At 66.7% G+C, this 25,209-nt stretch carries 25 protein-coding genes and 3 pseudogenes; 18 read left to right on the top strand and 10 right to left on the bottom strand.

Features of this window, described 5'->3' with window-relative positions; genetic code table 11:
* The 3 genes from LY44_RS17350 to LY44_RS17335 all read right to left on the bottom strand — a co-directional run.
* Window positions 1–758 (bottom strand): sialate O-acetylesterase (locus LY44_RS17350; RefSeq protein ID WP_146707279.1); only part of this gene is annotated, 758 nt, incomplete at its 3' end.
* 8 nt (window positions 759–766) lie between these two features.
* The gene (locus tag LY44_RS17345; protein ID WP_223230695.1) at window positions 767–2,296 is read right to left on the bottom strand and encodes a phage tail protein; all 1,530 of its coding nucleotides are present in this window, start codon (window positions 2,294–2,296) and stop codon (window positions 767–769) included.
* Between the two features lie 199 nt (window positions 2,297–2,495).
* Window positions 2,496–2,936: a phage tail terminator protein gene (locus LY44_RS17335; RefSeq protein ID WP_055211381.1), complete on the bottom strand. Its 441-nt coding sequence runs from the start codon at window positions 2,934–2,936 to the stop codon at window positions 2,496–2,498.
* Between the two features lie 554 nt (window positions 2,937–3,490).
* On the opposite strand from LY44_RS17335, the pseudogene LY44_RS17325 reads away from it, so the two are divergent.
* The 4 genes and pseudogenes from LY44_RS17325 to LY44_RS18385 form a co-directional block, all read left to right on the top strand.
* Window positions 3,491–3,766 (top strand): annotated as a pseudogene (locus LY44_RS17325) (phage portal protein); the annotation flags it as partial.
* 31 nt (window positions 3,767–3,797) lie between these two features.
* Window positions 3,798–4,052, top strand: coding sequence for a hypothetical protein (locus tag LY44_RS17755; protein ID WP_055211385.1), 255 nt, complete (start codon window positions 3,798–3,800; stop codon window positions 4,050–4,052).
* Window positions 4,053–4,056: 4 nt separating this feature from the next.
* A complete protein-coding gene (locus LY44_RS17320; RefSeq protein ID WP_055211387.1) occupies window positions 4,057–4,422 on the top strand; it encodes a head decoration protein in 366 nt (121 codons plus the stop codon).
* 22 nt (window positions 4,423–4,444) lie between these two features.
* Window positions 4,445–5,434 (top strand): annotated as a pseudogene (locus LY44_RS18385) (major capsid protein); the annotation flags it as partial.
* 32 nt (window positions 5,435–5,466) lie between these two features.
* Here the strand turns inward: LY44_RS18385 and LY44_RS17310 are convergent.
* The gene (locus tag LY44_RS17310) at window positions 5,467–6,243 is read right to left on the bottom strand and encodes an RES family NAD+ phosphorylase (protein ID WP_081024486.1); all 777 of its coding nucleotides are present in this window, start codon (window positions 6,241–6,243) and stop codon (window positions 5,467–5,469) included.
* On the bottom strand, window positions 6,203–6,583 hold the full coding sequence (locus LY44_RS17305) for an MbcA/ParS/Xre antitoxin family protein (protein WP_055211390.1): 381 nt from the start codon (window positions 6,581–6,583) through the stop codon (window positions 6,203–6,205). The genes LY44_RS17310 and LY44_RS17305 overlap by 41 nt, the downstream gene beginning before the upstream one ends.
* A gap of 303 nt (window positions 6,584–6,886) precedes the next feature.
* On the opposite strand from LY44_RS17305, the gene LY44_RS17295 reads away from it, so the two are divergent.
* The 8 genes from LY44_RS17295 (at window position 6,887) to LY44_RS17260 (ending at window position 14,467) form a co-directional block, all read left to right on the top strand.
* Window positions 6,887–7,282, top strand: a complete 396-nt coding sequence (locus tag LY44_RS17295) for a hypothetical protein (RefSeq protein ID WP_188323853.1) — start codon at window positions 6,887–6,889, stop codon at window positions 7,280–7,282.
* A complete protein-coding gene (locus tag LY44_RS17290; protein WP_146707278.1) occupies window positions 7,279–7,476 on the top strand; it encodes a hypothetical protein in 198 nt (65 codons plus the stop codon). Before LY44_RS17295 ends, LY44_RS17290 begins: the two co-directional genes overlap by 4 nt.
* A gap of 176 nt (window positions 7,477–7,652) precedes the next feature.
* Complete coding sequence (gene fabI / locus LY44_RS17285) at window positions 7,653–8,417, top strand: enoyl-ACP reductase FabI (RefSeq protein ID WP_055211421.1); 765 nt, start codon at window positions 7,653–7,655, stop codon at window positions 8,415–8,417.
* Window positions 8,418–8,427: 10 nt separating this feature from the next.
* Window positions 8,428–11,073 carry a DUF3141 domain-containing protein gene (locus LY44_RS17280; RefSeq protein ID WP_055211396.1) on the top strand — a complete coding sequence of 882 codons (2,646 nt, stop codon included), beginning with the start codon at window positions 8,428–8,430 and terminating at the stop codon, window positions 11,071–11,073.
* Window positions 11,070–12,254, top strand: a complete 1,185-nt coding sequence (locus tag LY44_RS17275; RefSeq protein ID WP_055211398.1) for an acetate/propionate family kinase — start codon at window positions 11,070–11,072, stop codon at window positions 12,252–12,254. The genes LY44_RS17280 and LY44_RS17275 overlap by 4 nt, the downstream gene beginning before the upstream one ends.
* Entirely contained in the window at window positions 12,251–12,904 is a 654-nt protein-coding gene (locus tag LY44_RS17270) for a CoA transferase subunit A (RefSeq protein WP_055211400.1), read from the top strand. The genes LY44_RS17275 and LY44_RS17270 overlap by 4 nt, the downstream gene beginning before the upstream one ends.
* Before the next feature lie 11 nt (window positions 12,905–12,915).
* Window positions 12,916–13,569, top strand: a complete 654-nt coding sequence (locus LY44_RS17265; protein WP_055211402.1) for a 3-oxoacid CoA-transferase subunit B — start codon at window positions 12,916–12,918, stop codon at window positions 13,567–13,569.
* 67 nt (window positions 13,570–13,636) lie between these two features.
* Complete coding sequence (locus tag LY44_RS17260) at window positions 13,637–14,467, top strand: alpha/beta fold hydrolase (RefSeq protein WP_055211404.1); 831 nt, start codon at window positions 13,637–13,639, stop codon at window positions 14,465–14,467.
* A 202-nt stretch (window positions 14,468–14,669) separates the two neighbouring features.
* On the opposite strand, the gene LY44_RS17255 is transcribed toward LY44_RS17260, so the two are convergent.
* Window positions 14,670–15,218, bottom strand: a complete 549-nt coding sequence (locus LY44_RS17255; protein WP_055211406.1) for a glutathione peroxidase — start codon at window positions 15,216–15,218, stop codon at window positions 14,670–14,672.
* A 54-nt stretch (window positions 15,219–15,272) separates the two neighbouring features.
* On the bottom strand, window positions 15,273–17,804 hold the full coding sequence (locus tag LY44_RS17250) for a TonB-dependent receptor (RefSeq protein WP_160320045.1): 2,532 nt from the start codon (window positions 17,802–17,804) through the stop codon (window positions 15,273–15,275).
* Window positions 17,805–18,040: 236 nt separating this feature from the next.
* Between LY44_RS17250 and LY44_RS17245 the strand changes: the two genes are divergently transcribed.
* Window positions 18,041–19,087: an ABC transporter substrate-binding protein gene (locus tag LY44_RS17245; protein WP_055211409.1), complete on the top strand. Its 1,047-nt coding sequence runs from the start codon at window positions 18,041–18,043 to the stop codon at window positions 19,085–19,087.
* A complete protein-coding gene (locus LY44_RS18500; protein WP_223230693.1) occupies window positions 18,991–19,320 on the top strand; it encodes a helix-turn-helix transcriptional regulator in 330 nt (109 codons plus the stop codon). Before LY44_RS17245 ends, LY44_RS18500 begins: the two co-directional genes overlap by 97 nt.
* An 88-nt stretch (window positions 19,321–19,408) precedes the next feature.
* Here LY44_RS18500 and LY44_RS17235 read toward each other — a convergent pair whose 3' ends face one another.
* Window positions 19,409–20,188 (bottom strand): SDR family oxidoreductase, encoded by a 780-nt coding sequence (locus LY44_RS17235; RefSeq protein ID WP_055211411.1) that lies wholly within the window; start codon window positions 20,186–20,188, stop codon window positions 19,409–19,411.
* Entirely contained in the window at window positions 20,185–20,508 is a 324-nt protein-coding gene (locus tag LY44_RS17230; RefSeq protein ID WP_055211423.1) for a nuclear transport factor 2 family protein, read from the bottom strand. Before LY44_RS17230 ends, LY44_RS17235 begins: the two co-directional genes overlap by 4 nt.
* A 101-nt stretch (window positions 20,509–20,609) precedes the next feature.
* Between LY44_RS17230 and LY44_RS17225 the strand changes: the two genes are divergently transcribed.
* The 3 genes from LY44_RS17225 (at window position 20,610) to LY44_RS17215 (ending at window position 23,848) form a co-directional block, all read left to right on the top strand.
* Window positions 20,610–21,500 carry a LysR substrate-binding domain-containing protein gene (locus tag LY44_RS17225; protein ID WP_055211413.1) on the top strand — a complete coding sequence of 297 codons (891 nt, stop codon included), beginning with the start codon at window positions 20,610–20,612 and terminating at the stop codon, window positions 21,498–21,500.
* 823 nt (window positions 21,501–22,323) lie between these two features.
* Window positions 22,324–22,542: a helix-turn-helix domain-containing protein gene (locus LY44_RS17220; protein WP_055211415.1), complete on the top strand. Its 219-nt coding sequence runs from the start codon at window positions 22,324–22,326 to the stop codon at window positions 22,540–22,542.
* A gap of 1 nt (window position 22,543) precedes the next feature.
* Window positions 22,544–23,848: a type II toxin-antitoxin system HipA family toxin gene (locus LY44_RS17215; protein ID WP_055211417.1), complete on the top strand. Its 1,305-nt coding sequence runs from the start codon at window positions 22,544–22,546 to the stop codon at window positions 23,846–23,848.
* A 189-nt stretch (window positions 23,849–24,037) separates the two neighbouring features.
* On the opposite strand, the gene rhuM is transcribed toward LY44_RS17215, so the two are convergent.
* Window positions 24,038–24,781 carry a RhuM family protein gene (gene rhuM / locus LY44_RS17210; RefSeq protein WP_055211419.1) on the bottom strand — a complete coding sequence of 248 codons (744 nt, stop codon included), beginning with the start codon at window positions 24,779–24,781 and terminating at the stop codon, window positions 24,038–24,040.
* Window positions 24,782–24,944: 163 nt separating this feature from the next.
* On the opposite strand from rhuM, the pseudogene LY44_RS17205 reads away from it, so the two are divergent.
* Window positions 24,945–25,202 (top strand): annotated as a pseudogene (locus tag LY44_RS17205) (transposase); the annotation flags it as partial.
* Window positions 25,203–25,209 lie beyond the last annotated feature (7 nt).

Raw genomic sequence — 25,209 nt, 5'->3', positions numbered from 1 at the left:
ACTGCCATGCGAATGGCCAGGTCCATGATGCTTTCCAAATTGGTCAACCAGTATGGCGAGAGCCCCGAGCAAATCACCGGGGCCGTTCGGCCAAACCAGGAGAGATCCCGGAAACGCGTAATCAGCGCGTCCAGCAGCGCCGGATATCCAGCGGCGTTCGAGGCATCGGCCTCTCCCTGCCACCAGTAGGCAACGTCGATGCGGTCCACGGTCTGGCCGGTCAGCGCCGCGATTTCGGCGAGCGCGGCGGGCACGTTGGCCAGGGTTGCGGTCCACATGTTCGGATCAGCCGCGGCGGCGTCCCATTGCGCAATCGGGATACCGCCGCGGCTGATATTGATCACGAAGACCGGCCGCGTCGGATATTCGATCGCGGCCCTGGCGCCGATCATCGTGCCCCAGTTGCTCGTGCCCGCAATGGCCGCCCCGGTTTGAAACGTGCCGATCGTCGTGGTCGCCGCGGCGGCAGACAGGGCCGTGCCTGTATAGCTCCACATATAGAGATTAGGCGGGGGGCTGAACGGGGCATAGGCCACACGGCGCGCGGCGTTACTCTGACCCGCGACGAAAATCACGAACGGCTTGCCCGCCATGGCAGCATCGAGATCGTTGAGCCGGTCAGCGAGCGCCCCGGAGGCGGCCAGTTGCGCGGCCAGATCTGCGATCGACGCCTTGGCGCTAGTGCCATTGCGATTGCCAAGGACACTGTCGAGCAGGGCCGCGGTCACGAGGTTGGTGGTATTTACGCCAGTCGTCATGCGTGTCCTCAGGTGATGATGATGGTGAAGGGGCCTGCAACCGGGCCGGGAACGCCTGCGGCGTTCTGCGGCTCGATCCAGATGTGATGGGCGCCCTGCTCCAGGCAGGCGTCGGTTTCGAGATAGGCGCGGACGTTGTCGATCGTCGCGGCGGCACCGGCCTCGGCGCTGATCGCAATGCCGGTGCCGCCGCTGACCGCCTGGATCCGGTCCAGTTTCGGCCCTGTCGTGGCGACCGAGGTGCCAGGGCGCAGCGTCGCGCCGATCAGACCCGCCTGCACGGTCGAGCCGGAGATCGAGACCACGTCGTAGCCGATCCGGTAATACTTGCCGCCGGTCAGCGCGACCGCCTGCGAGATCCGGCCCGCAGCCCCCGCAGCATGCGCCGCAACGCCGCCCGAGATCGTCCATCCTGTTCCGAGGGTCCAGCTGCCAGCGGCCTCCAGCCCGCCGCCCACGATCAGGTCGGTGCGGGTCGTGTCGCCGAGCGTCGTCGCATAGCTCTGCCCGGGCTCGACCGCGATCGGCGCCCCCACGGCATCGGTCTCGCGGTCCAGCAGACTGGTAATCGAGCGGTAGATCTGCACCCGTGCCGTCGCCGCGTCATCGCCGGTGGCAAACTGGATCAGAGCCCCGCCCAGCAGCGTCGTGATCGAGATCGAGGCCGCATCAAGCGCGGCGGGCAGTGCCGCGTCGGCCGACCCGACCACGATTGTGATCGTCGCAGACCATGGCCCCGCGACGCCCGTCGCCCCGATGCCGCGGGCGCGCAGATCGACCGACTGCCCGGGCGTGTAGCTGTCGATCGTGCCGCCGCCATTGGCCACCGGGATCGTGGTGCTGCTCCAGCTCTCGGCGCCGGAAATCCGGTGATCCAGCCCGATCTCGATTGTCGGCACCGACCCGGTGCCGGGGGCGACCGCATAGCTGATCCTGTTGGCCAGACCCGTCGCGGCGAGGCCCGAGGTCAGCGCCACAAACCGCGGGGCCGAGGGCTGCAGCAGGTTGTCGTCGATCTCGGCCCCGACGCGGCTCGACCAGGCGGGGATCGGCGTGGCCGCCAGGATCGTGTCGATCTGCGGCGCGGCATCGACGGTGCGCACGATCGCGCACATGTCCTGCGTCGCCTCGATCCGCGTCACGATCTGGGCGTAGCTCTCGACGCGGGCCGGTCCGACATGCACGAGATCACCGACAACCGGCATCGGCCCGGAGCCGGTCAGCGTCAGGATCTGCGTCTCGCCCGGCAGGGTCATCACGGGCCGGACGACCGAGATGCCCACCGTATCCTCCTCGGTCTCGAAAACCCGGAAGCGGCAGGCATAGGTCTCGCCCGCGGTCATCGCAAAGACGTCATCGATCTCGACCGCCGCGCCCTGCACCGATTTGACACGGGCGGCGAGCTGCACGCGGCTGAGCACGTCGTGGCTGAGTGCGATGGCGTCGCCCCGGGTGGCCGCAAAGGTCGTTTCGGCCGTGCCGTAGACGGCTTCGACTTTCGCCATGACGGCGGCGCGGCGGGTCAGACGGTCGGACATCACTGCGGCTCCTGCTCGGGGGTGGGCTCAGGCCCGGTTTCAACGTCGGTTTCAACGGGGCCTTGAACGGGGGTGTCATCCGCCGTCTCGCCGGGTTTGGGCACGGGCGTCAGGGTCATGCTGCCCTCATCCAGCACGAACGATCCGCCCCGGTCGGGGTAGGGTTGGACGGACGGCGCGGGCGTGGTTTTGCTCTTGCTCATGTGGGGGCGAACCTCAGCTGATCGGGGATCGAAAACGAGATGTCGTAGACGAAGGCGCCTGCGACGGCGCGGCTCAGGGTGCAGCCGCGGAAGGTCATCACGCCGACGCGGCCGCCCCAGTCCCACCCCGCCAAAGCGGCGATGATGGCGGCGATCAGCTCGCCGATCACCGGCAGCGCCCGGGCGCCCGAGGCATCCCCCGCCTTGACGGTCAGGACGACGGAATAAAGCCGCTCGATCGACTGGACATAGGCCGCGGTGCGGGGGGTCTGCGATCCGCCCTTGATCCCGGTGGGGATGACATGGGCGGCGGGGGTCGCCTGCGGCAGCTGGCCCGTGGCGGTCAAGGCGCCGAACTCGGCCGCCCCCCAGGCGCGCCCGCCCAGACCGGGCACACGCTCCTTGAGCCGGGCGGTGATGTCATCCACATCGGCCATCAGATGATCGCCGCTGCCCGCGACACCTTTGTCGCCACGCCAAAATTGAAGCTGCTGCTGGATGCCGACGGCGTCACCCTCATCGCCGAGGCGATCCGGGCGGCTTTCCCTGACGCGCCGCCCGACGTGATCGTCATCGATCCGATCCGCAACCTCTTTGATGGCGGCCCGGAAGGCGGCGGCGAAAACGACAACACCGCCATGATGTTTTTCCTGAAGGACCGTGTCGAGGTTCTGCGCGAAGCGGTCAATCCGGACGCGGGCGTCATCCTCGCTCACCACACCCGCAAGGCGGCCAAGCATCAGGTCAAGGACGATCCCTTCCTCGCTCTCTCCGGCGCCAGCGCGCTGCGCGGCTTCTATACCTCCGGTTTGCTGATGCATCGGCCCGATGAGGACAGCACCCAGCGTCGCCTGGAGATCGAGTTGCGCAATGGCCCCGCGCTTCCGGGCAAGCTGATCGACAAGGTGGCGAGGCGCTGGGTTGAGTTGAACCAGATGAACGAGCGGCTGGTGCGCAAGGAACCCTATGGCCGACGCCGCAGACCGAAACTGTGCGCGTTCCGGCCGAGGATGTGCTGCACATCTACAGGCCGATTGATGCCGGGCAGATCCGGGGCTTGCCGCATGCGGCACCCGCTATGGTGCGACTGTTTCTTCTGGATCAATACGACGACGCGGAACTCGACCGGAAAAAGACGGCTGCGATGTTCGCTGGCTTCATCACCAAGAACGCTACGGAAGAACCGTTGATGGGGGAGACCCTCGCTACCGATGACAGCGGCGCAACTGTCAGCCTCGAGCCGGGCACCCTGCAGGTGCTCTTGCCAGGGGAGGACGTGAAGTTTTCCAGCCCCGCCGATGTTGGTGGCGGCTACCGAAGTTTTGACCCACGCCCGTGCCGTCGTCGATCTCTGTCGCCTCGCCGGGCAACCGCAGATGGCCGGCCGCTTTCTAGAGCGCGACACCGGTATCGACGATGTCCGCGCTGCTCTGCTGGCCACCCGCGCCGAGGCCGTGCCCGACATTTCCGCCGCCCACCCGCAACCCGGCCGACCCTCTGGCGCGCGCCCCTGGGGCGATGTCATCGCCCGCACCTTCCGTTTGAAAGGATAACCCCATGACCACGCTTACTGAAACCCGCCACGCGGGCGGCTTCCTCGTCTGGGAAGCGCTGCGCGATTTTTGCCGCAGCACCGTCATCCTGGCCTCCGGCGACCTCCAACCCGGCACAATTCTGGGCAAGATCACCGCTTCGGGAAAATACGCGGCCCATGACCCCGCCGCCTCGAACGGCACCCAGACGGCAGCAGCCATCCTCTGGGACAGCGTCGATGCCAGCAGTGGCGACACCAACGCCGTTGTGCTGATCCGCGGCCCCGCCATCGTCAACCAGTATGAGATCAGCATCCTCGGTACGCCAACTGCGCCGCAGATTGCCGCTGCCTACGCTGCCCTGCTGACACTCGGCATCCTCGTTCGTTAACACCCAAATCAGGAGGCACCTCATGGCCACCATGGACATTTTCGAAGGCGATGCCTTCTCGATCATCGAACTTACCCGCGCGCTGGAAAACATTCCCTACCAACCCGCCACCCTGTCGGCGTCAGGCTTGTTCGGGCCGCGCGGCGTCCGCTCGCGCACTGTCGTGATTGAGTCCCGCGACGGCACGCTGTCGCTGATCCCGTTCTCCGAACGCGGCTCGGCTTACGACCAGCAGACCCCGGAACGCCGCGATGTGCGGGCCTTCGTCTGCCGCCAGTTCAAGAAGCAGGACGTGATTTGGGCCTCGGAAATCCAGCAGGTGCGCGACTTCGGGAGCGAATCTGCCACCCAGCAGGTGCAGGCCGAAGTCGCCCGCAAACTCGGTCGACTGCGCAACGACGCCGAAACCACGTTCGAGTATCACCTCTTCAATGGCATCCAAGGGCTGGTGAAGGACCCGCGCGATGGTGCCACGGTGGTGAACGATTTCACCGAATTCGGCATCACTCCGGCCACCGAGGTGGATTTTGATCTCGACAACGCGACGCCTGCCTCCGGGGCATTGCGAAAACGCTGCCAGGCGCTGATCGAAAGCGTCGAAGATACGATGGGCGGCCTTGCCACCGGTGCCATCGCACTGCGTGCCGAATGCGGCTCGGCCTTCTTCGCCGATCTGGTGGCGCACAAGGAGGTCCGCGAAACCTACCTCAACACCGCCGCCGCTGCCGATCTGCGGTCGCGCATCGCCGACGAGGTCAGCTTCGGCGGCATCACCTTCCGCCGCTACCGGGGCGGGGCGGGTTTTGGTGTCGCCACCGACAAGGCGGTGTTCTACCCAGAAGCCGTCGAGGGGCTGTTCGAGATCTACCACGCCCCCGCCGACACGTTCGAGACGCTCAACACGCTGGGCCAGCCTCTCTACGCCCGGATTATCCCTGACCGGGATCGCGACGAATGGGTGCGGCTTGAGATCGAAAGCAACCCGCTGCCGATCTGCACCCGCCCGCAGGTGCTGCGGTCCGCGGCGGACGTGACTGGCGTCAGCTACGTGGCGCGCGGGCGGTCCCAGTTCATGCCAGCCAGGCGCGGATCAGTGCCGAAGCTGTCGCGCCCGAACTCGAGGCCGAGTTTGGGGTGCTCACGGATGGCCTGCGCTCCGCTCTGGCCGATGCGGATGCGCCAAGTCTGGCGGTCCACCGGCTGTGGCGCGGCGAATGCAGGACAGGTCAGCACTGCAAGATTTGCGCCGCCTTCGGGGTCGCGGACCGATGCGTATCGAATGACCTCGGCCCCGATCTCGCGGGCGGCATCAGAAAGCTGTTGGCAGGGGCCGTAGTCGGTCAGATGGGTCCAGAGGTCGTGATCGGCGGCAAGCGCACCGGTTGTCAGGTCCAGGGAAACCGGCGTTGCCAGATCAGCGCGAAAGGCGGTGTAGTCCGCCGCATCGTCGGGGAACGGGGTTGCGGGGCTCTCGGCGTAAAACAGGAACCGATAAAACACCATCTCGGCCGCCGCTGTCTCGGGCCGTTCGGCGCCGTACCAGACGCCGGGCGTCAATCCGGCGCGTCGGAACCGCGAGCCGTGCGGATAGGGGCGATAGCGAAACGGCGTGGACAACAGGTAGTCGAGGTGACAGCACGCGTCCGGCACCGGCGGCTTTGTCTCTTCCAGAATGTCCTCCAGCGCGGCCTGTTCGGCGAGGCTGTCGACGAGTTTCAGGGTCGATACCCGATGCTGGGCCTCGACAAACCGCCACGCCTGACCCCGGAAGGGCCGCGCTTCAGACCGGAGCGCGGCGGGCGTCAAGATAAGTCGTGACATCGACAAGTCCCTGCACAGTCGCCATCCGTTCAAGTGGAGATGCGGCAAGGGCCGCGTTGGCAGCCGTCATCCACACGCGGGCTACCGCCTCGTCGCCGCCTGTGATGGCGTCGAGCGAGCGAAACGCGCGAACGAGAAGTGCGGCGAGTTCAAAAGGCTTCGACCCGGCCTCGAGCGTGGCCTCGCCGCGCTTGAGGCGCGACACCGTGGCTTCGGAAACGCCGACGATTTCGGCAAGCTGCCGTCCGGACAGACCCAGCCGCTCGGCGGCACGAAGCATGGCCTTGGTCAGGACCGCGTTGCGATCCGGGGCGGGAGCAAGATTGCGAGGGTGTGCCATGGCGGCCTCCTGTCTGGTGGAAACATAGTGTACATATCTTCCACAGGAAAGGGTAAATATGTCGCTCGCATTTGAAACCGCGCTCGAGCTGCTCTTCGCCGACCCAAACCTCGGTCGGGATGTGGTCTACATCGCCGATGGTGGCGCGCCCGTCTCGGTGCTGTCACGGGACCTCCGGGCTGGATGTGCCGTGATCTTCGGCGGATCCGGCGCGGATGGCGACCGATCCAAAGGGGCCGGACGCCGGGCCGCGCTTGCGCCCGGTCCGACTTCCCCGCATTCTGCCTTGGCGCGGGGGGACGGATGACGGGAATTTTCGCGGGAATGGCGGCGATGGCCGCGCTCGCAATCTGGCTGCGGGGGCGTGGCGCAGATGCGCGGCTGACCCCGGCTGTGGGGTGTCTTGCGCTTTTTGCGCTGGGGCTGACGGTGCTTCTGGTGCTTGACGGCGGCCCCCGGGAGGATTGGCAGGTTCTGGTTCTGCCGCCGTTGCCGATCCTCCTTGCCCACCACGTCCGCAGCTTGGCGGGGCCTGCACGCTGGCCACGGATCGAGGCCGCGCTGGCCGATCTGGCCGCGGCCCGCCCCGGGCTCGCCGCGGCGCTTGCACCGCTGCCGCCCGAGGTGCGCAGGGCCTATGCCGCCACTCTGGCCGCGCCTTGGGGGGGGACGCCGTCCGCCAGGATCCGCTGGCCTTGATCGGGAAGTTTGACGGACCGGGTCTGGCGCTTTACGGCGGCAGCGACTCCCGGATCGATGCGGCCGAGAATGCCGCCGCCCTGCGTCGCCTTGCGCCGAAACCGGGGCTGGAGATCGAGATCCTGCCGGGGCTGACCCCCCTCTTTCAACCCGATCCGACCGGCGACCCGCAAATTACGCCCGCAACCGGCTGACCCTTGCGCCCGAACTCCCCGCCCGGATCGTCACCTTTCTGAAGCGCGCGTCGGGCTGACCGGGTGCCACCGCCGAAATTGCCGCACTGCAGACTCATTTCTGTCACCGCTTCGATATTTTCCCGTCACGGCCCGGGCGCACCGTGATAATGACCTCTGAACGGAAAGGTTCGCCGATGTTTTCTTTGGAAGGGCAAAAGGCGCTCGTCGTCGGGATTGCGAACGAACATTCGATTGCCTGGGGCATTGCCCGGGCCTTGCGCGCACAGGGCGCCGATCTTGCTGTCACCTGGCTCAATGACAAGGCCGAGCCGCATGTGCGCCCGCTCGCCGAAGACCTTGAGGCCGAGATCATGATGCCGCTCGATGTCGCCGAGCCCGATCAGCTTGCGGCGGTGTTCGAGGCGATCGACGATCGCTGGGGGCGGCTTGATACGCTTGTCCATTCCATCGCCTTCGCGCCGCGGGCCGATCTGCACGGGCGGGTCGTCGATTGCTCGGCGGGCGGTTTTGCGCTGGCGATGGACACCTCGGTGCATTCCTTCCTGCGAATGATCCATCTGGCCGAGCCGCTGATGACGGCGGGGGGCACCTGTCTTTCGGTGTCCTTCTTCGGCTCGACCCGGGTGGTGCGGCATTACAACCTGATGGGGCCGGTGAAAGCCGCGCTGGAAAGCGCCGTGCGCTATGCCGCGGCGGAACTGGGCGAAAAGGGCATCCGGGTGCATGCGCTCTCGCCCGGGCCGCTGGCCACCCGCGCCGCAAGCGGCATCGACCATTTCGACGAGATGATGGCCGAGGCGGCCGAGCGCGCCCCCACCCATCATCTGGCGACGATTGACGACATCGGCGCGATGGCCGCCTTTCTGGCCGCGCCCGAGGCGAAGAACCTGACCGGCGGGATCCACGAGATCGACGGCGGCTATTCCATCACCGCCTGAGGAGGCCATCATGGTCAGCGTTTTCGACTACACCGACCCCGCCCGTGCCGACGCCGTGCCCGGCCCCGCCGACGACCTGCTGGGGCTGGCCCGGCAACAGATCGCCACGGCGGCGGCGGAGCTGGAGGGCACGGCCGAGACCGGCGAGATTCTGGCGACCGCGCTGCAGCGGCACGGCGGCCGGATCGTCCACGGCCATGCGGCCCGGTTGGGAGAGGTGATGCAACAGGCCGAAGCGGTCATCGACGCCTTTCATCAGAATGGCAAAAGCCGCTCGATCTTCGAGGCCTGGGTCGAATATCAGCGCGACGCCGCCGAGCGGCTGGTGCTGAGCCTTGACGCGCTGCGCCGGCGCGGCGACATCTTTCTGGAGCATGAGGAGGAGGGCTGCCCGCCGGTTCTGGTCTATGACACCGAACAGGTGATGGATGGGCGCGATCTGCCCCTGCCCTCGAACTACATGCTGTTGCGTATCCTGCCGCCCGAGGGCGTGCAGATCGACCCGCGCCGCCGCCCCTATGTGATCATCGACCCGCGCGCCGGGCATGGCCCCGGCATCGGCGGCTTCAAGACCGACAGTCAGGTCGGCGTAGCGCTGCGCGCGGGCCATCCGGTCTATTTCGTCGCCTTTCGCCGCGCCCCCGAGCCGGGGCAATTCCTGTCCTATGTCACCCGCGCCGAGGCCGCCTTTGTGCGCGAGGTGATACGGCTGCACCCCGAGAGCGCCCGTCCGGTGGTGATCGGCAATTGTCAGGGCGGCTGGGCGAGCCTGTTGCTCGCCGCGATGAACCCCGATCTGACCGGGCCGGTCGTCATCAATGGCGCCCCGGTCGCCACATGGTCGGGCCGCGTCGGCGAAAATCCGATGCGCTACAATGCCGGGCTGGCGGGCGGCACCTGGATTCCCATGATGCTCTCCGATCTGGGCGGCGGGGTCTTTGACGGCGCGCATCTGGTGGCGAATTTCGAACTCATGAACCCGTCGCGCACGCTGTTTCGCAAATACACCGATCTTTACCGCGACATCGACACGGCCGAGGCCGCTTTCCTTGATTTCGAACGCTGGTGGGGCGGGTTCTTCCTGCTGGCCGAGCCGGAAATCCGCTGGATCGTCGAGCAGCTTTTCGTCGGCAACCGGCTGGTGAAGAACGAGGCCCGGATCGAGCCGGGCCGCCCGGTCGATCTCAAGGCGATCCGCGCGCCGATCATCGTCTTCGCCAGCCACGGCGACACCATCACGCCGCCACAACAGGCGCTGAACTGGATCGCCGCGACCTATGCCGATGTTGCCGAAATCCGCATCCGCGGCCAGCGCATCGTCTACATGGTGCATGAGGAAGTCGGCCATCTGGGCATCTTCGTCTCCTCGAAGATCGCCAACCGCGAACATTCCGAGGTCGCCTCGACGCTGAAGACGATCGAGGCCTTGGCCCCCGGGCTCTATGAGATGACCATCGAGGATGTGACCGAGACCGACGGGCGCAAGCATTTCACCGTGGGCTTTTGCGAACGCACGCTTGACGACATCCGCGCGCTTGACGACGGGCAGGCGGACGAGCGGCCCTTTGCGGCGGTGGCGCGGGTCTCCGAGGTGCAGGCGCAGCTTTACGAAACCCTGCTGCGCCCGGTTCTGCGCAGCCTTGTCACCGAAACCTCGGCCGAACTGAGCCGGGCTTTGCACCCCGAACGGCTGTCGCGGGCGCTGATCTCCTCGCGCAATCCGGCCATGGCGCCGCTGCAGCAGGCGGCCGAGCAGGTCCGCAAGGTCCGCACCAAGGCGCATCCCGCCAATCCGTTTCTGGCCGCCGAGGCGCTTTGGGTGCAGGGCACCGAGCAGATGATCGACTTCTGGCGCGACAGCCGCGACATGGCGGCGGAACTGGCCTTTCACAGCCTTTGGGGCAACCCCTGGGCGCGCGCCTTCGGCGCCAAGCACGAATCGCGCCGCACCTTGAAAAGCCAGGAGGAATTGCGCGCCCTGCCCGAGGTCGTCGCAGCGCTTTACGCGATCGAGCAGGGCGGCTTCGTCGAGGCGGTGATCCGCATGCTGGTGCTTTTGGCGGAAAACCGCGGTCAGGTGCGGCGCGACCGGCTGGAACGCTCGGCCCGGGTGCTGACGCGCGACGCGCCGTTCCGCGCGCTTGGCGCCGAACGGCGGGCGCTGATCATCCATCAGCAGACCCTGATCGCCACTTTCGAGCCCGAACGCGCGGTCGAGACCCTGCCGAAGCTGCTGCCCGAGGCGCAGGACCGGGCCTTGGCATTGCGCGTGGTGCGCTACATCCCCGGCGCGGTGGCGGAAATGTTGCCCGAAACGCAGGCGATGCTGGCGCGGTTCGAGGCCGTGCTGGGGGTGGAGCCGATGACGGTGGACGTGACCGAAGACCCGCTTGCGGTGCCGCCCCCCGTTCCCGTGCCCGCCGCGTTGTCTCCGCAGATGTCGGATGCGCTGCCCGTGGCCCTTGCGCCCCTTGCCCCCCGGCCCGAGCTTGGCGCGGCCCCTTCCGAAGCGGTGCCGCTGCCGCAACCCGAACCGCAGCCCGAACCGCAGCCCGAGCCAGTGCCGGATCTGTCCGAACCCGATGCCGCGTCGCGCCCGGCCCGCGCAGCCCGTCGCGGCGGCAATGGCGCGGCCCCGCAGGAGCGCAAACCATGACGCAGGCGATCCTGACGCTGAATGCCGGGTCGTCCTCGCTCAAGCTCGCGCTTTATCCGCTGACCGGCGACCGGCCGATGGCCACGGGTCTGGTCGATGCGATCGGCCCCGCGGCGGTCTTTCACCTCAAGGGGCCGTTCGGGCAGGACATGCCCACCGTCGCGGGCGATCTTTCGACGCATGAAGCCGCGCTGCAAACCGTCGTCGCCAGCCTGCGCGGCACGCATCCCGATCTGACGCTTCTTTGCATCGGCCACCGCGTCCTGCATGGCGGCGATCATTTCAGCGCCCCGGTCACGGTGACCGAGGAGATCCTGGCGCTGCTCGACCCCCTTGCCGCTTTCGCGCCGCTGCACCAGCCGCACAATCTGGCCGGTATCCGCGCCGCGATGGCGGCCTTTCCGGGCGTGCCGCAGGTGGCCTGTTTCGACACCGCCTTTCATCGCCATCACCCCTGGGTCAACGATGCCTTTGCCCTGCCGCGCGCGTTCCACGATCAGGGCGTGCGCCGCTACGGCTTTCATGGGCTGAGCTACGATCATGTGGCCACGGCCCTGCGCCAGATCGCGCCGCAGCTGGCCGAAGGCCGGGTGGTGGTGGCGCATCTGGGCAATGGCGCCTCGATGTGCGCGCTGCAAGACGGCCGGTCGATCGCCTCGACGATGGGCTTCACCGCGCTCGATGGGCTGCCGATGGGCACGCGCTGCGGCCAGATCGACCCGGGGGTTCTGCTTTATCTGATGCAGCATCGCGGCATGAGCGCCGACGAGATCTCCGACATGCTCTATCGCCGCTCGGGTCTTCTGGGGATTTCCGGCCTTTCAAGCGACATGCGCACATTGGAAGCGGCGGGCACGCCCGAGGCGCGGCAGGCGATCGACTATTTCGTCTCCTGCGCGCAGCGCGAGGTGGGGGCGATGGCGGCGGCGCTGGGCGGCATCGACGCGCTGGTCTTTTGCGGCGGCATCGGCGAAAATTCCCGGCTGATCCGCGAGCGCATCTGCGAGCGGCTGGGCTGGATGGGGATCGAGATCGACCACGCCCGCAACAGCGAAAACGCGACGGTGATTTCCTCGGATTTCGCCCGCACCATGGTGATGATCATTCCGACGAACGAAGAACTGGTGATCGCCCGCGCCGCCCGCGCGGCGCTGGGCCTCGGCGAAAGGAGCGTCGCATGAAGGGCGCCCTGACCCCCGAGGCGGCGGCAGAGCGCATTCCCGATGGCGCGCGGGTGATGATCGGCGGCTTCGTCGCCGTGGGCTCGCCGCTGCGGCTGATCGATGCGCTGGTGGCGCGCGGCGCCCGCGGGCTGACGGTGATTGCCAATGACACGGCACGGCCGGGGCTTGGCATCGGCAAGCTGATCTCGGCTGGCTGCGTGGCGCGGGTGATCGCCTCGCATATCGGGCTGAACCCGGACACCCAGCGCGGCCTGAACGAAGGGCGGATCGCGGTCGATCTCGTGCCGCAGGGCACGCTGGTCGAGCGGATCCGCGCGGGTGGCATGGGGCTTGGGGGCGTGCTGACGCCCACCGGGCTGGGCACCGAGATTGCGGCAGGAAAGCAGATCCTCGAGATCGAGGGCCGGTCCTATCTGCTGGAACTGCCGCTGCGCGCCGATTTCGCGCTGATCGGCGCCTGGCAGGCCGATCATGTCGGCAATCTGATCTATGAATTCACCGCGCAGAACTTCAACCCGGTGATGGCGCTGGCCGCCGATACGGTGATCGCCGAGCCCGAAAGCATCGTGCCGGTGGGGGTGATCCCGCCCGATGCGGTGCGCACGCCGGGGGTTCTGGTCGATCATCTGCTGGTGCGGGCAAGGTGAAGGAGGCGGGAATGGACGCGAAAGAGCTGATCGCACGCCGCGTGGCGCAGGAAATCCGGCCCGGGATGCTGGTCAATCTGGGCATCGGCCTGCCCTCGCTGGTGGCGGCCTTCGTGCCCGCCGGGCTTGGCGTGTTCTTTCAGGCCGAAAACGGCGTGATCGGGCTGGGCGCGCCTCCGCCCGAGGGGATGGAGGATGCGCATCTGACCGATGCGGGCGGTGGCTTCGTTTCGGCGGTGCCCGGCGCGGCCTCGATCGACAGCGCGATGAGCTTCGGGCTGATCCGCGGCGGGCATCTCGACATGACGGTGCTGGGCGGTTTGCAGGTGGACGAGGCCGGGCAGCTGGCGAACTGGAAAGTGCCGGGCGCGATGGTGCCGGGCATGGGCGGCGCGATGGATCTTGTCACCGGGGCGGCGCGGGTCGTGGTGGCGATGCAGCATGCCGCAAAGGGACAATCGAAGATCGTGCCCTTCTGCACGCTGCCGCTGACCGCGCTGCGCCGGGTCGATCTGATCGTGACCGATCTGGCGGTGATCGAACCGACCGCGGCGGGGCTTTTGCTGCGCGAACGCGCCCCCGGGGTTGCGGTCGAGGCCATTCTGGCGGCGACCGAAGCGGCGCTGATCGTGACCGGCGACATTCCCGAGATGCGGCTGGGCTGAGCGGCCTGCTTGACAGCCCGGCCCGGCGCTTCGATGCTGTCCCGGGGAGCCGACAGCGGGAGGCAGCATGCGGGACTTTCGGACCGAGGATGGCACAAGGCTGGCCTATCGCGACGAAGGCGCGGGGATGGCGCTTCTGGCCTTGGCCGGGCTGACCCGCGACGGGCATGATTTCGATTATCTTTCGCATCACCTGCCCGGCGACGTGCGGCTGATCCGGCTCGACAGTCGCGGCCGCGGCGCCTCGGACTGGACCGGGGCGGAAAGCTACACCGTGGCGCAGGAGGCCCGCGACGTGCTGGCGCTGCTTGACCACCTCGATCTGCCGCAGGTGGCGGTGATCGGCTCCTCGCGCGGCGGACTTTTGGGGATGGTGCTGGCGGCGACGGCGCCGGGGCGGCTTTCCGGTCTGTGTCTGAACGATGTCGGCCCGGTGCTCGAACGCGCCGGGCTGGAGCGGATCGGCCAGTATATCGGCCTGCGCCCGACGGTGCCGACGCTTGCCGAGGTGGCCGACCGGATGGCGGCGGCGATGCCCGGCTTTGCCCATGTGCCGCCCGCGCGCTGGGCCGAGGAGGCCGTCCGGCATTATCTGCAGGACCCCGACGGTGTCGGGCTGCTTTATGATCCCGCGCTGCGTCAGGCCTTCGAGGTGGCGATGGCCGCGCCCCCGGTCGATCTCTGGCCGCTGTTTGAGGCCTGCGCGGGCCTGCCGCTTGCCTTGATCCGCGGCGCGAATTCCGACGTGCTTTCGGCTGCGACGGCGGCCGAGATGCGCCGCCGCCGCCCCGACATGATCTTTGCCGAGGTGCCCGACCGCGGCCACATCCCGTTTCTGGACGAACCGGCGGCGCTGGCCTGCATCAGCGCCTGGCTCGACCGGCTGCGGGCGCGCTGATCAGCCCGGCATCCGCTGCGCCAGCGCCGCGGGCGGGGGGCGGCCGAGCGCACCCCCAGATCCTGCAGCGAGTCCTCGACCGCCAAGACGACGCGGCTCATCATCTCGGGGTCGATCTGGCCGATGCAACCGATGCGGAAGCTCTCGACCAGGGTCAGCTTGCCCGGACAGATCAGGAAGCCGCGCGCCTTCATCGCCGCATTCAGGAGGTCAGCAGCGGCGCGATGATCCGCTTCATCTCCTCCGACCCCGGCTTGACCGGCGCGCCCCAGGTGGTCACGACCTGCCCCGCGCCGTCCAGCAGCACCTTGTTGAAGTTCCAGTTCGGCACGAACCCCCGCGTCTCGCGCAGCCACCGATAAAACGGATGCGCCGCTTCCCCAAGGAGAACGACAGGTTCGCTCATCGGCACGGTCATCCCCCAGACGGTTTCGCAATAGGCCCTGGTTTCGGCGGCGGTGTCGAATTCCTTGCCGAAATCATCCGAGGGCACCGCCAGCAGGCGCAGCCCGCGCGGCCCCCATGCCTCGTGGAATTGCTGCAGATCGCCCAGCTGCGCCCTGAAACTGCAGTGAGACGCGGTGTTGACCACCAGAACCGGATGGCCGCGCCAGCGCGCCAGCTCGATCGGCTCTCCGCCGCCGATCGGGTCGAACCGGAACACCGGGGCCGGATCGGCCCGCGCGGCGGCATGTGCCAGAAGCGATATCCCGCCCGCGATGAAGCCGCGGCGGTTGAGACGAAACGACATGGAAGCCTCGCGTTTGAAAGGCGCCCCCGGACGGCTGCGTCGGGGGCGCGTTGATTACCAGGTGACCTGCGTGCCCAACCAGACGCTGCGGCCCTCGACCCAGGGGTTTTGCAGCGTCGACGGGCCTGCGCTGTCATCAAGCAGGTTGGCGATCTTCAGCTTGAGATAGGCCTCGCGGTCGCCATCGGTGAAGATCCGCGCCTGCGCCGAAAGGTTGATCTGCGCATAGGTCTTGAAGCGGTAATCCTCGAACACGCTGTGCGGCCGGTCGCCATAGGTCGGGTTGGTGTGGGTTTCATCGACATCGGTGTCGCGCACCCCGTCATAGGCGAAGTTGATGTCGGCGCCGATGCCCAGCCCGTATTGCCCGTCCTTCCAGCTGGTCTGCAGCTCGACTTGCGCGCGCACCGGAATATCGTAATTGCCCGTCAGCTCGCTGAATTCCGCGCGGCTGTAAGAGGTGCCGCGATACCAGATCAGATCAAGCTCGTTCAGCGCGTCGTCGGTGTCGTAATAGCTGCTGGCCGAGGTCTTGTTGTCGGCGAAGACCCCGGAGACGCGCAGCCCGACACTGTCCAGATTGCGCAGCCGGGTCCGGTCCCAGACCCGGTCGTATTCCAGCCTGGCTTCGCGATAGCGGCTGGTGCCGTCATTGGTCAGATAGTTGATGTCGCTGCCATCCGCGCCGGTGCGCGCGGCCTGGGCGAACTGGTCGCGGCCGTGCCGATCCAGCAGGGTCAGCCGCCAGACGCCCTCGGACCAGGGGTCATCTGCCGTCATCCCCAGCTTGATCTCGTCGGTATAGGGGGTGTCGAGCCCCTGCTGGGTATAGCGGTAATGGCCGAAATCGTAATAGGTCCAATCCCCGGTCGGGCTGAACCGCATCTGGTTGATCGCGATCGGGGTGTTGTCGTGGATCGCATAGGCCAGATAATCGTCCGAATAATAGCGGTTCAGGCCCAGATCGAAGCGCAGCGTCTCGTTGGGCCGGAAGGCCAGCGAGAGGCGCGGCGCAACATCGGTGTTGTCCAGCACGTCATTGCGGTCCAGCCGCAGCCCCGCGCGCAGATCGATCCTGTCCCAGCTCTTTTCCCATTCGGTGAAGGCCTCGAGCTTGTGCGCCTCGACCGTCGTCGCATAGGCGGGATAGATCACCTTGATCCAGGCATATTGATCGGCATTGCAAAAGGCATCGCCCGGCGCGCAGACACCGCTGAAATTGCGGTTGAAGGCGGCATAGGCGGTGGTGTCTTTCAGACGGCTGCGGCTGGCGCGGGTCTTTTGCACCGCCGCGCCAAAGCGCAGCTCGCCCCCGGCAAGGGCGCGGCTGAATTTGAGGTCGGCGCGCAAGGTGTCGTCGTCAAGACGCTTGTCGCCGGTGAAGCCCCCCTCCATGCAGGACACATAACCCGTGGTCAGCGCGCCGACATTGCACCAGTCCAGCGCACCATCAAGCGTCGTGTTGTCATAATAGCGCCCGATCCAGTTGGCGAAGTAATCGACGTTGCTGTCATTCTCCAAATCATTGGTCGCATAGGTCAGGCTGGAGCTCATGTCCCAAAGGCCAAGGGTATTTTCGTATTGCGCGGTCAGGTTGCGCGCCCGGGTCCGGGTGGCCAGCGTATAGCCCCAGGCGTAATTCGACGCCCAATCCTGATCGTAATCGGTGGCCGCCGCCGACAGCGAAAAGACGCCGCCGTCATCGGCCTGATGGCGCAGGGCAAGACGCGCGAAATCGCTGGTCGAGTCCGAGTCCACATCGTCGCCGAGATATTGATAATCAAGCTGCTTGCGCCCCCAGGCGGCGTTGCGGCTGACCGAGAAAAGCAGCGCCGTGCGGTCGCTCAGCGGCGTTTCATATTCAAAGCCGATCTCGCGCCGGGTCCATTCGGGCTTGCTGCGGCCAAGCGGATTGCTGCCCTCGGGGGTGCCGTTGCTGTAATGCGTCAGCGCGTCCGACGTATAGCCAAAGGTGTAAAGCCCGCGCTTTTCGCCGGAGGGCTCGCGCAGGCGATAATTCACCACCCCGCCCTGAAAGCCGCCGTATTGCGCCGAAATGTCCGAGGTTTGCACCTCGACCTTCTCGATGAAGGCCTCGGGGATATACTGGCTTTGCGGATGCAGGCCGTAGATCGTGTTGATGCCGGTGCTGCCATCGGCCTTGTCGAGCGGCGTCGCCGCGAAGGGCTCCGCGGCGACGGTGCTTGAAATGCTGACCCCGTTCATCATGAACAGGTTCTCGTTGACCGAGCCGCCGGAAATGGAAAGCCTGGACGGCTGAAGGTTGAGCTTGGTGTCGGAATTGGTGCCGGTGTCGAAGGCGCCGTCCACGGTGCGACTGGTCTCGTCCTGCACGCCGGGAAGCGCCGCGATGGCCGCGTTTACATCGCCCGAAACACCGCCGAAAAGCGCGATCTCGCCCTTTTCGACCTCCTGCGCGCCTTCCGAGGTCTCGGTCTCGCCCGCCTTGTGGCGGCGCACGACGATCGGCGCCAGGGTCGCCGTGTCGCTGCTTTCGGTCTCCGGCACCGCCTGACCGAGGACGGGCCCGCCCAGCAGCAGCCCCGGAACCAGGGGGCACGTCAACAAAAGGAATAGTCCGGGTTTCTTGCGCATCATGCCCCCAGGGCGGCAAAAGGGTTGCGACCTTTCGCTGGCTGAGGCTGGCGTCGAAGCTGTCGTTAACGGCTTGGCGCGCGCAGTTCAAGATGCGGCACAGAGGATCTTGACCTTTCCCCGCGATCAAAGGCAGGGTTGCCCGACCCGTTCCCCAGCCGGCGCCAGGCAAGACAGGGCCCCTCCCTCATAAACGAAAGTTTGCCATGCGCCTCGCCCGCCTGTGCCTGTTCTCTGCCCTGAGCCTGTCTTTCCCCGTGATGCCTTGCGCCGCCCACACGCCGCCCCCCGCAGCCGATCCTCTGCGCCCGGGCTTCACCGCCCCCCTGCCTGCCAATGTTGCGGCGCTTGATCCGAGCATCCTGCTGGGCGACCGGCTGGTGGCGGTGGCGCGTCATCTCGGGGTCGAGAGCCGCGCCTTTTCCCTGCGGCAGAACGATGCCGCAACTGAGATGGCGCAGCTGCCGTCGGGGGCGCTGGCGCTGAGCTCGCCGCGGGTGATGGCGGATGTGAACAGCTGCGAAATTCTGGTGGCGGTTCTGGAAACCCAGCCCGAGCGGATCCTCGTCGAGCAGACGGGCGCCACCACGGCGGCAGAGCTTTTGCAGGACCCGATGCGGCTGATGCCGCTGATGACGGCAGAAGGCGGCCTGATCGCGGTCAACCATGTGAAGATCGAGATCGCCGATTACACGCTGGGCGACGAGCTTTTCATTTATCAGATCGGGCAGATGCTGAACCGGGGGGCCAGGGCGGAGGCGCTTTTGCAGGAGCGCGAGGCGACGCTGGCGCGCGTCGAGACGCTGTTGCCGCTGCCCGCACGGCCCAGAACGCTGGTGCTCTCTGCCGGGCCGGACGGGGTCTTGCGGCAGGAACTGCGCGCAAGCCCGATATCGCGCGACCTTCTGGAGCGGCTCGGTCTTGAAAATGCCGCGCGGCCTTCGGCAAACGGGGCGGCAGAAGACGGGATGGCAGAAGACGGGGCGGCGCGCGCGGCGATCGACGGGGCGGAACTTGCCGCCCTTGCGCCGGAGATGATCGTGCTGACGGGCGAACCGGCCGCCGCCCGTCGGGCGCTTGACGCGGCCCTCTCGGCCGTGCCCGCGGCGGCGGCCGTTCCCGCGGTCGCGACGGGGCGCATCGCGGAATTGCCCGGATGGAACGGCTACGACATCATCGCCTATCCCGCGCTTCTGGAACTCTGGGCAAGCGCCTTGCGCCGGACGGCCCCCGTGCCGCATCACCTGCCGTAAAAGGATGCTGTGCGGTGGTCCCCATTTCCCGGACAGATTTGCGGCGTCGCCAAGCTTGCCCGTTGATCATGCCGCCGCCCTCAGGTCTTACCCAGGCGGCGCTGGCCGAAAGATCGGGCGTGAAGCGGGTCACCGTGGCCGAGATCGAGACCGGCCGAAAGCAGGGCACGATCGCAACATTGCGCGCCCTGGCCGATGCGCTCGGCGTCAGTCTGGATGATCTGGCGGCGTAACCCCGGCCCCTCTCCCTCTGTCAGGCGGGATGCGGCCTTTGCCCGTGGTGTCTTCGAAACGACGCGTCGCACGGGGGGCCGCCAGCTCTCAGGCGGTCGGCACCGTCCCTCCGTCGATCACATATTCCGTCCCGGTGATGCTGCGCGCGCGGTCCGAGGCGAGGAAGGCGATCAGGTCTGCAATCTCCTCCGGCGTCGAGGGGCGGCCCAGCGGGATGCCGCCGAGGCTGTCCATGATCATCCGCTTGCCGCTCTCAAGGTCGGTGCCCGCCGCCTCCGCCAGCCGCCCGGCCAGCCGGATCGACGCCTCGGTCGCAATCCAGCCCGGGGCCACGCGCAGCACGCGCACCCCCGCGGGCGCCACCTCCTTCGACAGGCTCTTGCTGTAAACCGACAGCGCGGCCTTGGCGGCGGCATAGGCGGTGGTGGCGGCGGGCAGCGGCATCAGCCGCTGGATCGAGGTGACATGCACCACCACCCCCGCCCGCTGCGCCACCATGCCGGGCAAAAGCGCGCGGTCAAGCCGCACCGCGGGCATCAGGTTCAGGTTCAGTTCGGCCTGCCATTCGGTCTCGCCCAGGGTGGCAAAGCCGCCGCCCGGCGCGGTGGAGCCGCCCAGCATGTGGACCAGAATATCCAGCCCGCCCAAGCGATCCTGCACCGCCCTGGCGACCCTTTCGCAGCCTTGAACCGTGCTCAGATCGGCCGCGACGAACATCGTTTCCGGCAGGGTCTCGGGGCGGGCGCGGGCGGTGGTCAGCACCTGCGCGCCAAGATCGCGAAACAGCGCGACCGTGGCCGCGCCTGCGCCCTGGGTGCCGCCGGTGATCAGCGCGCGCTTGCCCTGCAGGCTCAGAAAGCCGGTCATCCGCCGATCCTCAGATCGCGGATGCGATCCCCCGTCAGGCCGAAGCGGAAGCGCAAGACCACCGGGCTGCCCGGAAAATCGCCGCTGACGCGGGCGCGGACCACGGTCTTGCCGTCCTCCTCGACCATCTCCAGCGGTTCGGCGCTGTGGCGGTATTTCGCCTTGGCGGCCAGCCACCACTGCCGGATCGCCTCGGGGCCGTGATGGCGGGCGCCCTCGTCCTCGACGGTGGCCTCGGGGGCGAAGGCCGCCGCGAGGGCCGCGCCCTCCTGCGGCGCCTGCGCGGTGAAATAGGTCCGGATCGGGGCGGGAAGAGGGATCATCGGGGGCTCCTGTGCTGTCTGACCGCAGCATAGGCCTCGACGCGCCGCCCGATAATCGGGATAATTCGACATCTGATGATGACAGAATCGGGACAATCATGGAGGCCGGGCTCAAGACGCTGGAGGCGGTGCAGGCGATCGCGCGGCGTGGGTCGTTCCGCGCGGCGGCGCTGGATCTGGGGCTGTCCACCACGGCGCTGTCGCAGACCATCGCGCGGCTGGAGGCAAATCTGGGGGTGCGGCTGTTCAACCGCACCACCCGCAGCGTGTCGCTGACCGAGGCCGGGCGCGATTTCACCGCCCGCGTTGCCCCCGCGCTGACCGAGATCCGCGCCGCGATGGAGAGGGTCCGGGCGCAGCGCGAAACCCCCTCGGGGCGGCTGCGGATCAATGCTTCGGCGCAGGGCGGGCGGGCCGTGGCGCCCCTGGTGCTGGAGTTCCTGCGCCGCCACCCGCAGATGCAGGTCGATCTGGTGACCGAGGGGCGGCTGGTCGATATCGTCGCCGAAGGCTTCGATCTGGGCATCCGCCCCGCCGATCTGGTGCCGCGCGACATGATCGCGCTGCCGCTCGGCGCCCCCGCGCGCCATGCCGTGGTGGCGGCGCCCGGCTGGCTGGCGCGGCATCCCGCCCCGCTCTCGCCCGCCGATCTGGACCCCGACCAATGCCTGCGCGTGCGTCTGCCCAATGGCGCGCTGCTGCGCTGGCCGTTCGAAAAAGACGGCCGGGCGCTGCCCTTCGAGGCGCGGGGCCGGCTGACGGTGGACGACCCCGCCATCGCCCGCGCCGCGGTGCTCGACGGCGCAGGCATCGGCTATTTCATCGAAGCGGATGTGGCCGAAGACATCGCCGCCGGGCGGATGGTGCGGCTGCTGACGGACTGGACCCCGGACCGCCCCGGCTTCAGCCTTTATTACCCCGGGCGGCGCAACGCTTCGGCCGGGTTCACGGCCTTCCTCACCCTGGCGCGGCAGCGCGCGGAGGCGTGACCGCGGCGGCGAACCCCTTGTCATTCGTGACCGCTTGCGCCTCTATACACGCGGCCCTTTTCCGTCGGGGCAGGTTCGAGCCAGTCTTTGCCGGAGGGTTTCCGTTCGAGCCGGAGACAAGCCGTCCTTCGCCGCGTCATCTATATAGCTGAAGAGCTGTTCAGCTGATGAGCTATCATCATATCACGAGGCTCGGCGCAGGAAACGCGAGCGGGACCACCACCTCCGGATCGAAATCTGCGTCCTTGCAATCGTCGGTGGGAATGGCGCTCAGACACCTGTTTGCGGGAATTTCGTTCCGGTCGAGGAGGATTTCGTTTGAGGATGGCCCGTCCTGCGGTCCGCGTCACCAGCGGAAAAAAAGTTTTTGGGGATTTTGTCAACCCTGAGAGCCGAAACCCCTTATTTTATTGGGCTTGGAGGTTGCGGAAATGGGCTCCGAGGTTGACCAATGACATTGGAAAGTTGACAAATTCGAGGGTTTTGAAGGCGTTTGTCAACCTGAGCGCAACCAAACCGCAACCAAGCGCAACCTGTTTTGGACTGTTCAACCGGCTCTGGCGAACTCACCGAAGGCGTCGTTGGAAGCGCGGATTTTGACCATCTCCCCGGACAAGCTGCGGACAGGAATGCCGCGAAGGATCGTTGCGACCACCAATAGCTGAAAAGGGCCCGAAGCGCGTGAAGGTCATGCGCCCGATATCGGTGATCGTTGAGATGCACCCCCAAGGTTTCCTTCTGCTGCAATCATTTCAACGATCGTTGACGCAAGGCGCGAAGCCGGGCATCCTGACCTCCAACCTCAACGATCGTTGATACAGTCATGGCCGCCATCATCTCCGTTTCCACCGTCGCAGAGCTCGGGCAGGCGATCCGAGAGCGTCGGCAGGTGCTTGGGCTGCGTCAGGCCGAGGCCGCGATGCAAAGCGGGGTTTCAGCGGCGACCTTCAGTGCGATCGAGAACGGCAAGGAAACCGCCCGCATCGGTCTTGTGCTGCAGATCTGCCGCGATCTCGGCTTGCAGATCACGTTGAGAGCCTAAGATGCCCCGGCTCGACCTCGACGTCTTTCTGGAAGCCTGCGCGCAGCCGATCGGGCGTCTGACCCGGTTCGACGATGGCGCGCTCGGCTTTGCCTATCTCACTGACGCGCTCCCCCATCCGCTGTCGCTGTCGTTGCCTCTGCGCGAGGAACCCTTCGGCGATGCGGTGACGCGCGCCTTTTTCTCGAACCTGCTCTTCGAGAATGCGCAGCGCGACCAGATCCTGCAACGCTACCGGCTCGACTGGACCGACATTGTCGGACAGCTGGAACATCTGGGCGCCGATTGTCCCGGTGCGATCTCCTGCGTTCCGATGGGGGCAGGTCCGGCGAAAACGCCCGGCGATCTTGCCACCGACTATGACGCGCTCGACGCCGAGGATCTGACCCGCATCATGATCTCACTGCGCGACCGCCGTCGTCTGCCAGAGGACACCCGCGATCCGTCCCCCTTGGCTGGGGTTCAGGGCAAGGTCGCACTGACGCAGCTTGCGGACGGTCGCTTCGGCCTGCCCAAGCGCGGGCTGAACGTGCCGACGACCCATATCCTGAAGGTGCCCCGACCGTCCGAAATGGCGCTGGTGCGACAGGAACATGTGCTGATGAGCCTGATGCGCGGGATGCAACGTCACCCGGTCGCCGAGACGGTGATGCTGGGTGAAGGCGATCTGCAAGGTCTGCTGGTCACCCGTTTTGACCGGGTGCACGCGGGTAGCACCGTGCATCGCCTGCATCAGGAGGATTTCGCCCAGGCGCTCGGTCTTGGTCCGCATCTGAAATACCAGCGCAACAGCCCTGACAGCCACCGCTTCGAGGCGCGCTCGGTGGGCGCGTTGCTGGCGCAAACCGCGAACCCCGGTCGCGCGCGTCAGGCCTTCCTCGAGGTGACGCTGGTGAACCTGCTCCTTGGCAACACCGACAACCACGCGAAGAACCACGCCTTGCTTTACACCGGAGCGCGCCCCGAGCTGGCACCGGTCTATGATGTCGCGCCGGTGCTGATCGACCGCGAGGTGACGCATCAGCTGGCGTTTGACATCGGAAGCGCGCAAATGACCGACGAGATCACAGGGGCGGACCTCGAGGACTTCATCGGCGCGCTGGGTTTTCCGCGCTTCACGCCCGCGCTGCGCAAACGACTGATCGAGATCGTGCAAGCCGCCGTCGCCGAGATTGGGCCGATGCGGGGACCGGGTCTGAAACCGCTTGGCGATGCGATGGCAGAACAGGCAGGTTGGCTGGCGCAGGCGCTGAGCGCGGAGATCGAGATCCCCGAGCGCGATGGGTTGATCATCAATCGACCCTGAGGCGTCTGGGCGGTCTTTCACGCGGGACGTCACCAGAGCCACGGAGAGAGTCGCTGGTGAATCTCGCGCGCATTCGGCGACACCCCTAGCCGACGACGCTATGGGCGCAGCCAGCGACTCGCTGCGTGAGTCTGACGCGCGAAAGGTACCCCGCCGAGGCGCCAAGGCGCCAAGGCATAATCGCGGAGCTCAGCATCGTCTCGATGGGCGGATCTTCGATGTCGTCACGTCCTGCTTGCGGATCTTGTCCTTGGGCCAGTCCTGCAACCCCATGTTTGCAAGACGATGATCCGCGCGGTCATGGATCAGCTCGGAGGGGGTCATCGAGACGACCGCATGAACCAGCTTGGCCTGCGTGTGCTGGAAGAACTGCCGCGACGCTTCGTCGGAGCCGTCGTAGTCTTGACACATCGAACAGATTCGCCGCAACTCGGCGTAAAGGTTGGCTTCGCTCGCGCGGATGTCGCGGATGATCTCGCGAAGCTCGCGCACGCGGTCGAGGTTCCCCGGCTCCTTCAGCCGAGGCGCGTCGATCACGAAGCCCTTTCGGGCGTATTGCACAAGGACACCTGTCGCCCAGCGACGAAACAGCGTCGCCTGCGCCGACGAGACGCGGTAACCAACCGAGATGACCATATCGAGGTTGTAGATGGTCGCGGGTCGCCCGTGAGTTGTTTGCACTTTTTGCAAAGAACTCGCCTCATCCAGCTCCCCCTCGTCGAGGATGTTGCGGATATGGCGCGATATGGCGGAGACGTCACGACCGAACAGCGCGGCGATCTGTGCCTGCGTCATCCAGAGTGTGTCGCCCTCGAAACGCAGGTCGATCTGCAAGCCCTTTGCGGTGCTGTAAACAAGGAACCGATCCCCGGTGCTTTCCTCTTCGATCAGATGGATCGGCTCGTCCTGCTCTGTGCTCACGGTTCCCAACATACGCGACCCTCAAGAGGAGGCTTTGTCATTGCTCGCGACTGCGTTGGAGATGATCGAGAAGGGTGTCGTGACAGCTTCGAAGTGAACAGCGGTGGTGACCTGCCCCCCGGAAGTTCCCTCGCTGTGATGTAGAGTCTGCCCAACCTGAGAAGGAGCAGACGACATGAGGAAAAGCCGTTTCACCGAGGCGCAAATCATCGGGATGATCAAAGAGCAGGAGGCTGGTTTGCCGACCTCCGAGCTCTGCCGAAAGCACGGGTTGAGTCCCGCGACCTTCTACAAGCTGAAGGCCAAGTATAGCGGGATGGACCTGTCCGACGCCAAGCGGCTGAAGCAGCTCGAAGACGAGAATGCGAAGCTCAAGCGCCTGCTGGCGGATGCTATGCTCGACAATGTGGTTCTGAAGGACCTGCTGGGAAAGCCCTGAC

The organism is Rhodobacter capsulatus, from assembly GCF_003254295.1.
Classification (GTDB): domain Bacteria; phylum Pseudomonadota; class Alphaproteobacteria; order Rhodobacterales; family Rhodobacteraceae; genus Rhodobacter; species Rhodobacter capsulatus.
This window is presented reverse-complemented; position numbering and strand designations above follow the sequence as displayed.

Bases quoted from the DNA above. Each gene is read 5' to 3' on its own strand.
- LY44_RS17295 (WP_188323853.1), top strand. From the start codon at position 6,887: ATGACGGGAATTTTCGCGGGAATGGCGGCGATGGCCGCGCTCGCAATC.
- LY44_RS17265 (WP_055211402.1), top strand. From the start codon at position 12,916: ATGGACGCGAAAGAGCTGATCGCACGCCGCGTGGCGCAGGAAATCCGG.
- fabI (WP_055211421.1), top strand. From the start codon at position 7,653: ATGTTTTCTTTGGAAGGGCAAAAGGCGCTCGTCGTCGGGATTGCGAAC.
- LY44_RS17225 (WP_055211413.1), top strand. From the start codon at position 20,610: ATGGAGGCCGGGCTCAAGACGCTGGAGGCGGTGCAGGCGATCGCGCGG.
- LY44_RS17305 (WP_055211390.1), bottom strand. From the start codon at position 6,583: ATGGCACACCCTCGCAATCTTGCTCCCGCCCCGGATCGCAACGCGGTC.
- LY44_RS17270 (WP_055211400.1), top strand. From the start codon at position 12,251: ATGAAGGGCGCCCTGACCCCCGAGGCGGCGGCAGAGCGCATTCCCGAT.
- LY44_RS17260 (WP_055211404.1), top strand. From the start codon at position 13,637: ATGCGGGACTTTCGGACCGAGGATGGCACAAGGCTGGCCTATCGCGAC.
- LY44_RS17320 (WP_055211387.1), top strand. From the start codon at position 4,057: ATGACCACGCTTACTGAAACCCGCCACGCGGGCGGCTTCCTCGTCTGG.
- LY44_RS17335 (WP_055211381.1), bottom strand. From the start codon at position 2,936: ATGGCCGATGTGGATGACATCACCGCCCGGCTCAAGGAGCGTGTGCCC.
- LY44_RS17345 (WP_223230695.1), bottom strand. From the start codon at position 2,296: ATGTCCGACCGTCTGACCCGCCGCGCCGCCGTCATGGCGAAAGTCGAA.
- LY44_RS17245 (WP_055211409.1), top strand. From the start codon at position 18,041: ATGCGCCTCGCCCGCCTGTGCCTGTTCTCTGCCCTGAGCCTGTCTTTC.
- LY44_RS17255 (WP_055211406.1), bottom strand. From the start codon at position 15,218: ATGTCGTTTCGTCTCAACCGCCGCGGCTTCATCGCGGGCGGGATATCG.
- LY44_RS17310 (WP_081024486.1), bottom strand. From the start codon at position 6,243: ATGTCACGACTTATCTTGACGCCCGCCGCGCTCCGGTCTGAAGCGCGG.
- LY44_RS17215 (WP_055211417.1), top strand. From the start codon at position 22,544: ATGCCCCGGCTCGACCTCGACGTCTTTCTGGAAGCCTGCGCGCAGCCG.
- LY44_RS17275 (WP_055211398.1), top strand. From the start codon at position 11,070: ATGACGCAGGCGATCCTGACGCTGAATGCCGGGTCGTCCTCGCTCAAG.
- LY44_RS17755 (WP_055211385.1), top strand. From the start codon at position 3,798: ATGTTGGTGGCGGCTACCGAAGTTTTGACCCACGCCCGTGCCGTCGTC.
- LY44_RS17220 (WP_055211415.1), top strand. From the start codon at position 22,324: ATGGCCGCCATCATCTCCGTTTCCACCGTCGCAGAGCTCGGGCAGGCG.
- LY44_RS17280 (WP_055211396.1), top strand. From the start codon at position 8,428: ATGGTCAGCGTTTTCGACTACACCGACCCCGCCCGTGCCGACGCCGTG.
- LY44_RS18500 (WP_223230693.1), top strand. From the start codon at position 18,991: ATGGAACGGCTACGACATCATCGCCTATCCCGCGCTTCTGGAACTCTG.
- LY44_RS17235 (WP_055211411.1), bottom strand. From the start codon at position 20,188: ATGACCGGCTTTCTGAGCCTGCAGGGCAAGCGCGCGCTGATCACCGGC.
- rhuM (WP_055211419.1), bottom strand. From the start codon at position 24,781: ATGTTGGGAACCGTGAGCACAGAGCAGGACGAGCCGATCCATCTGATC.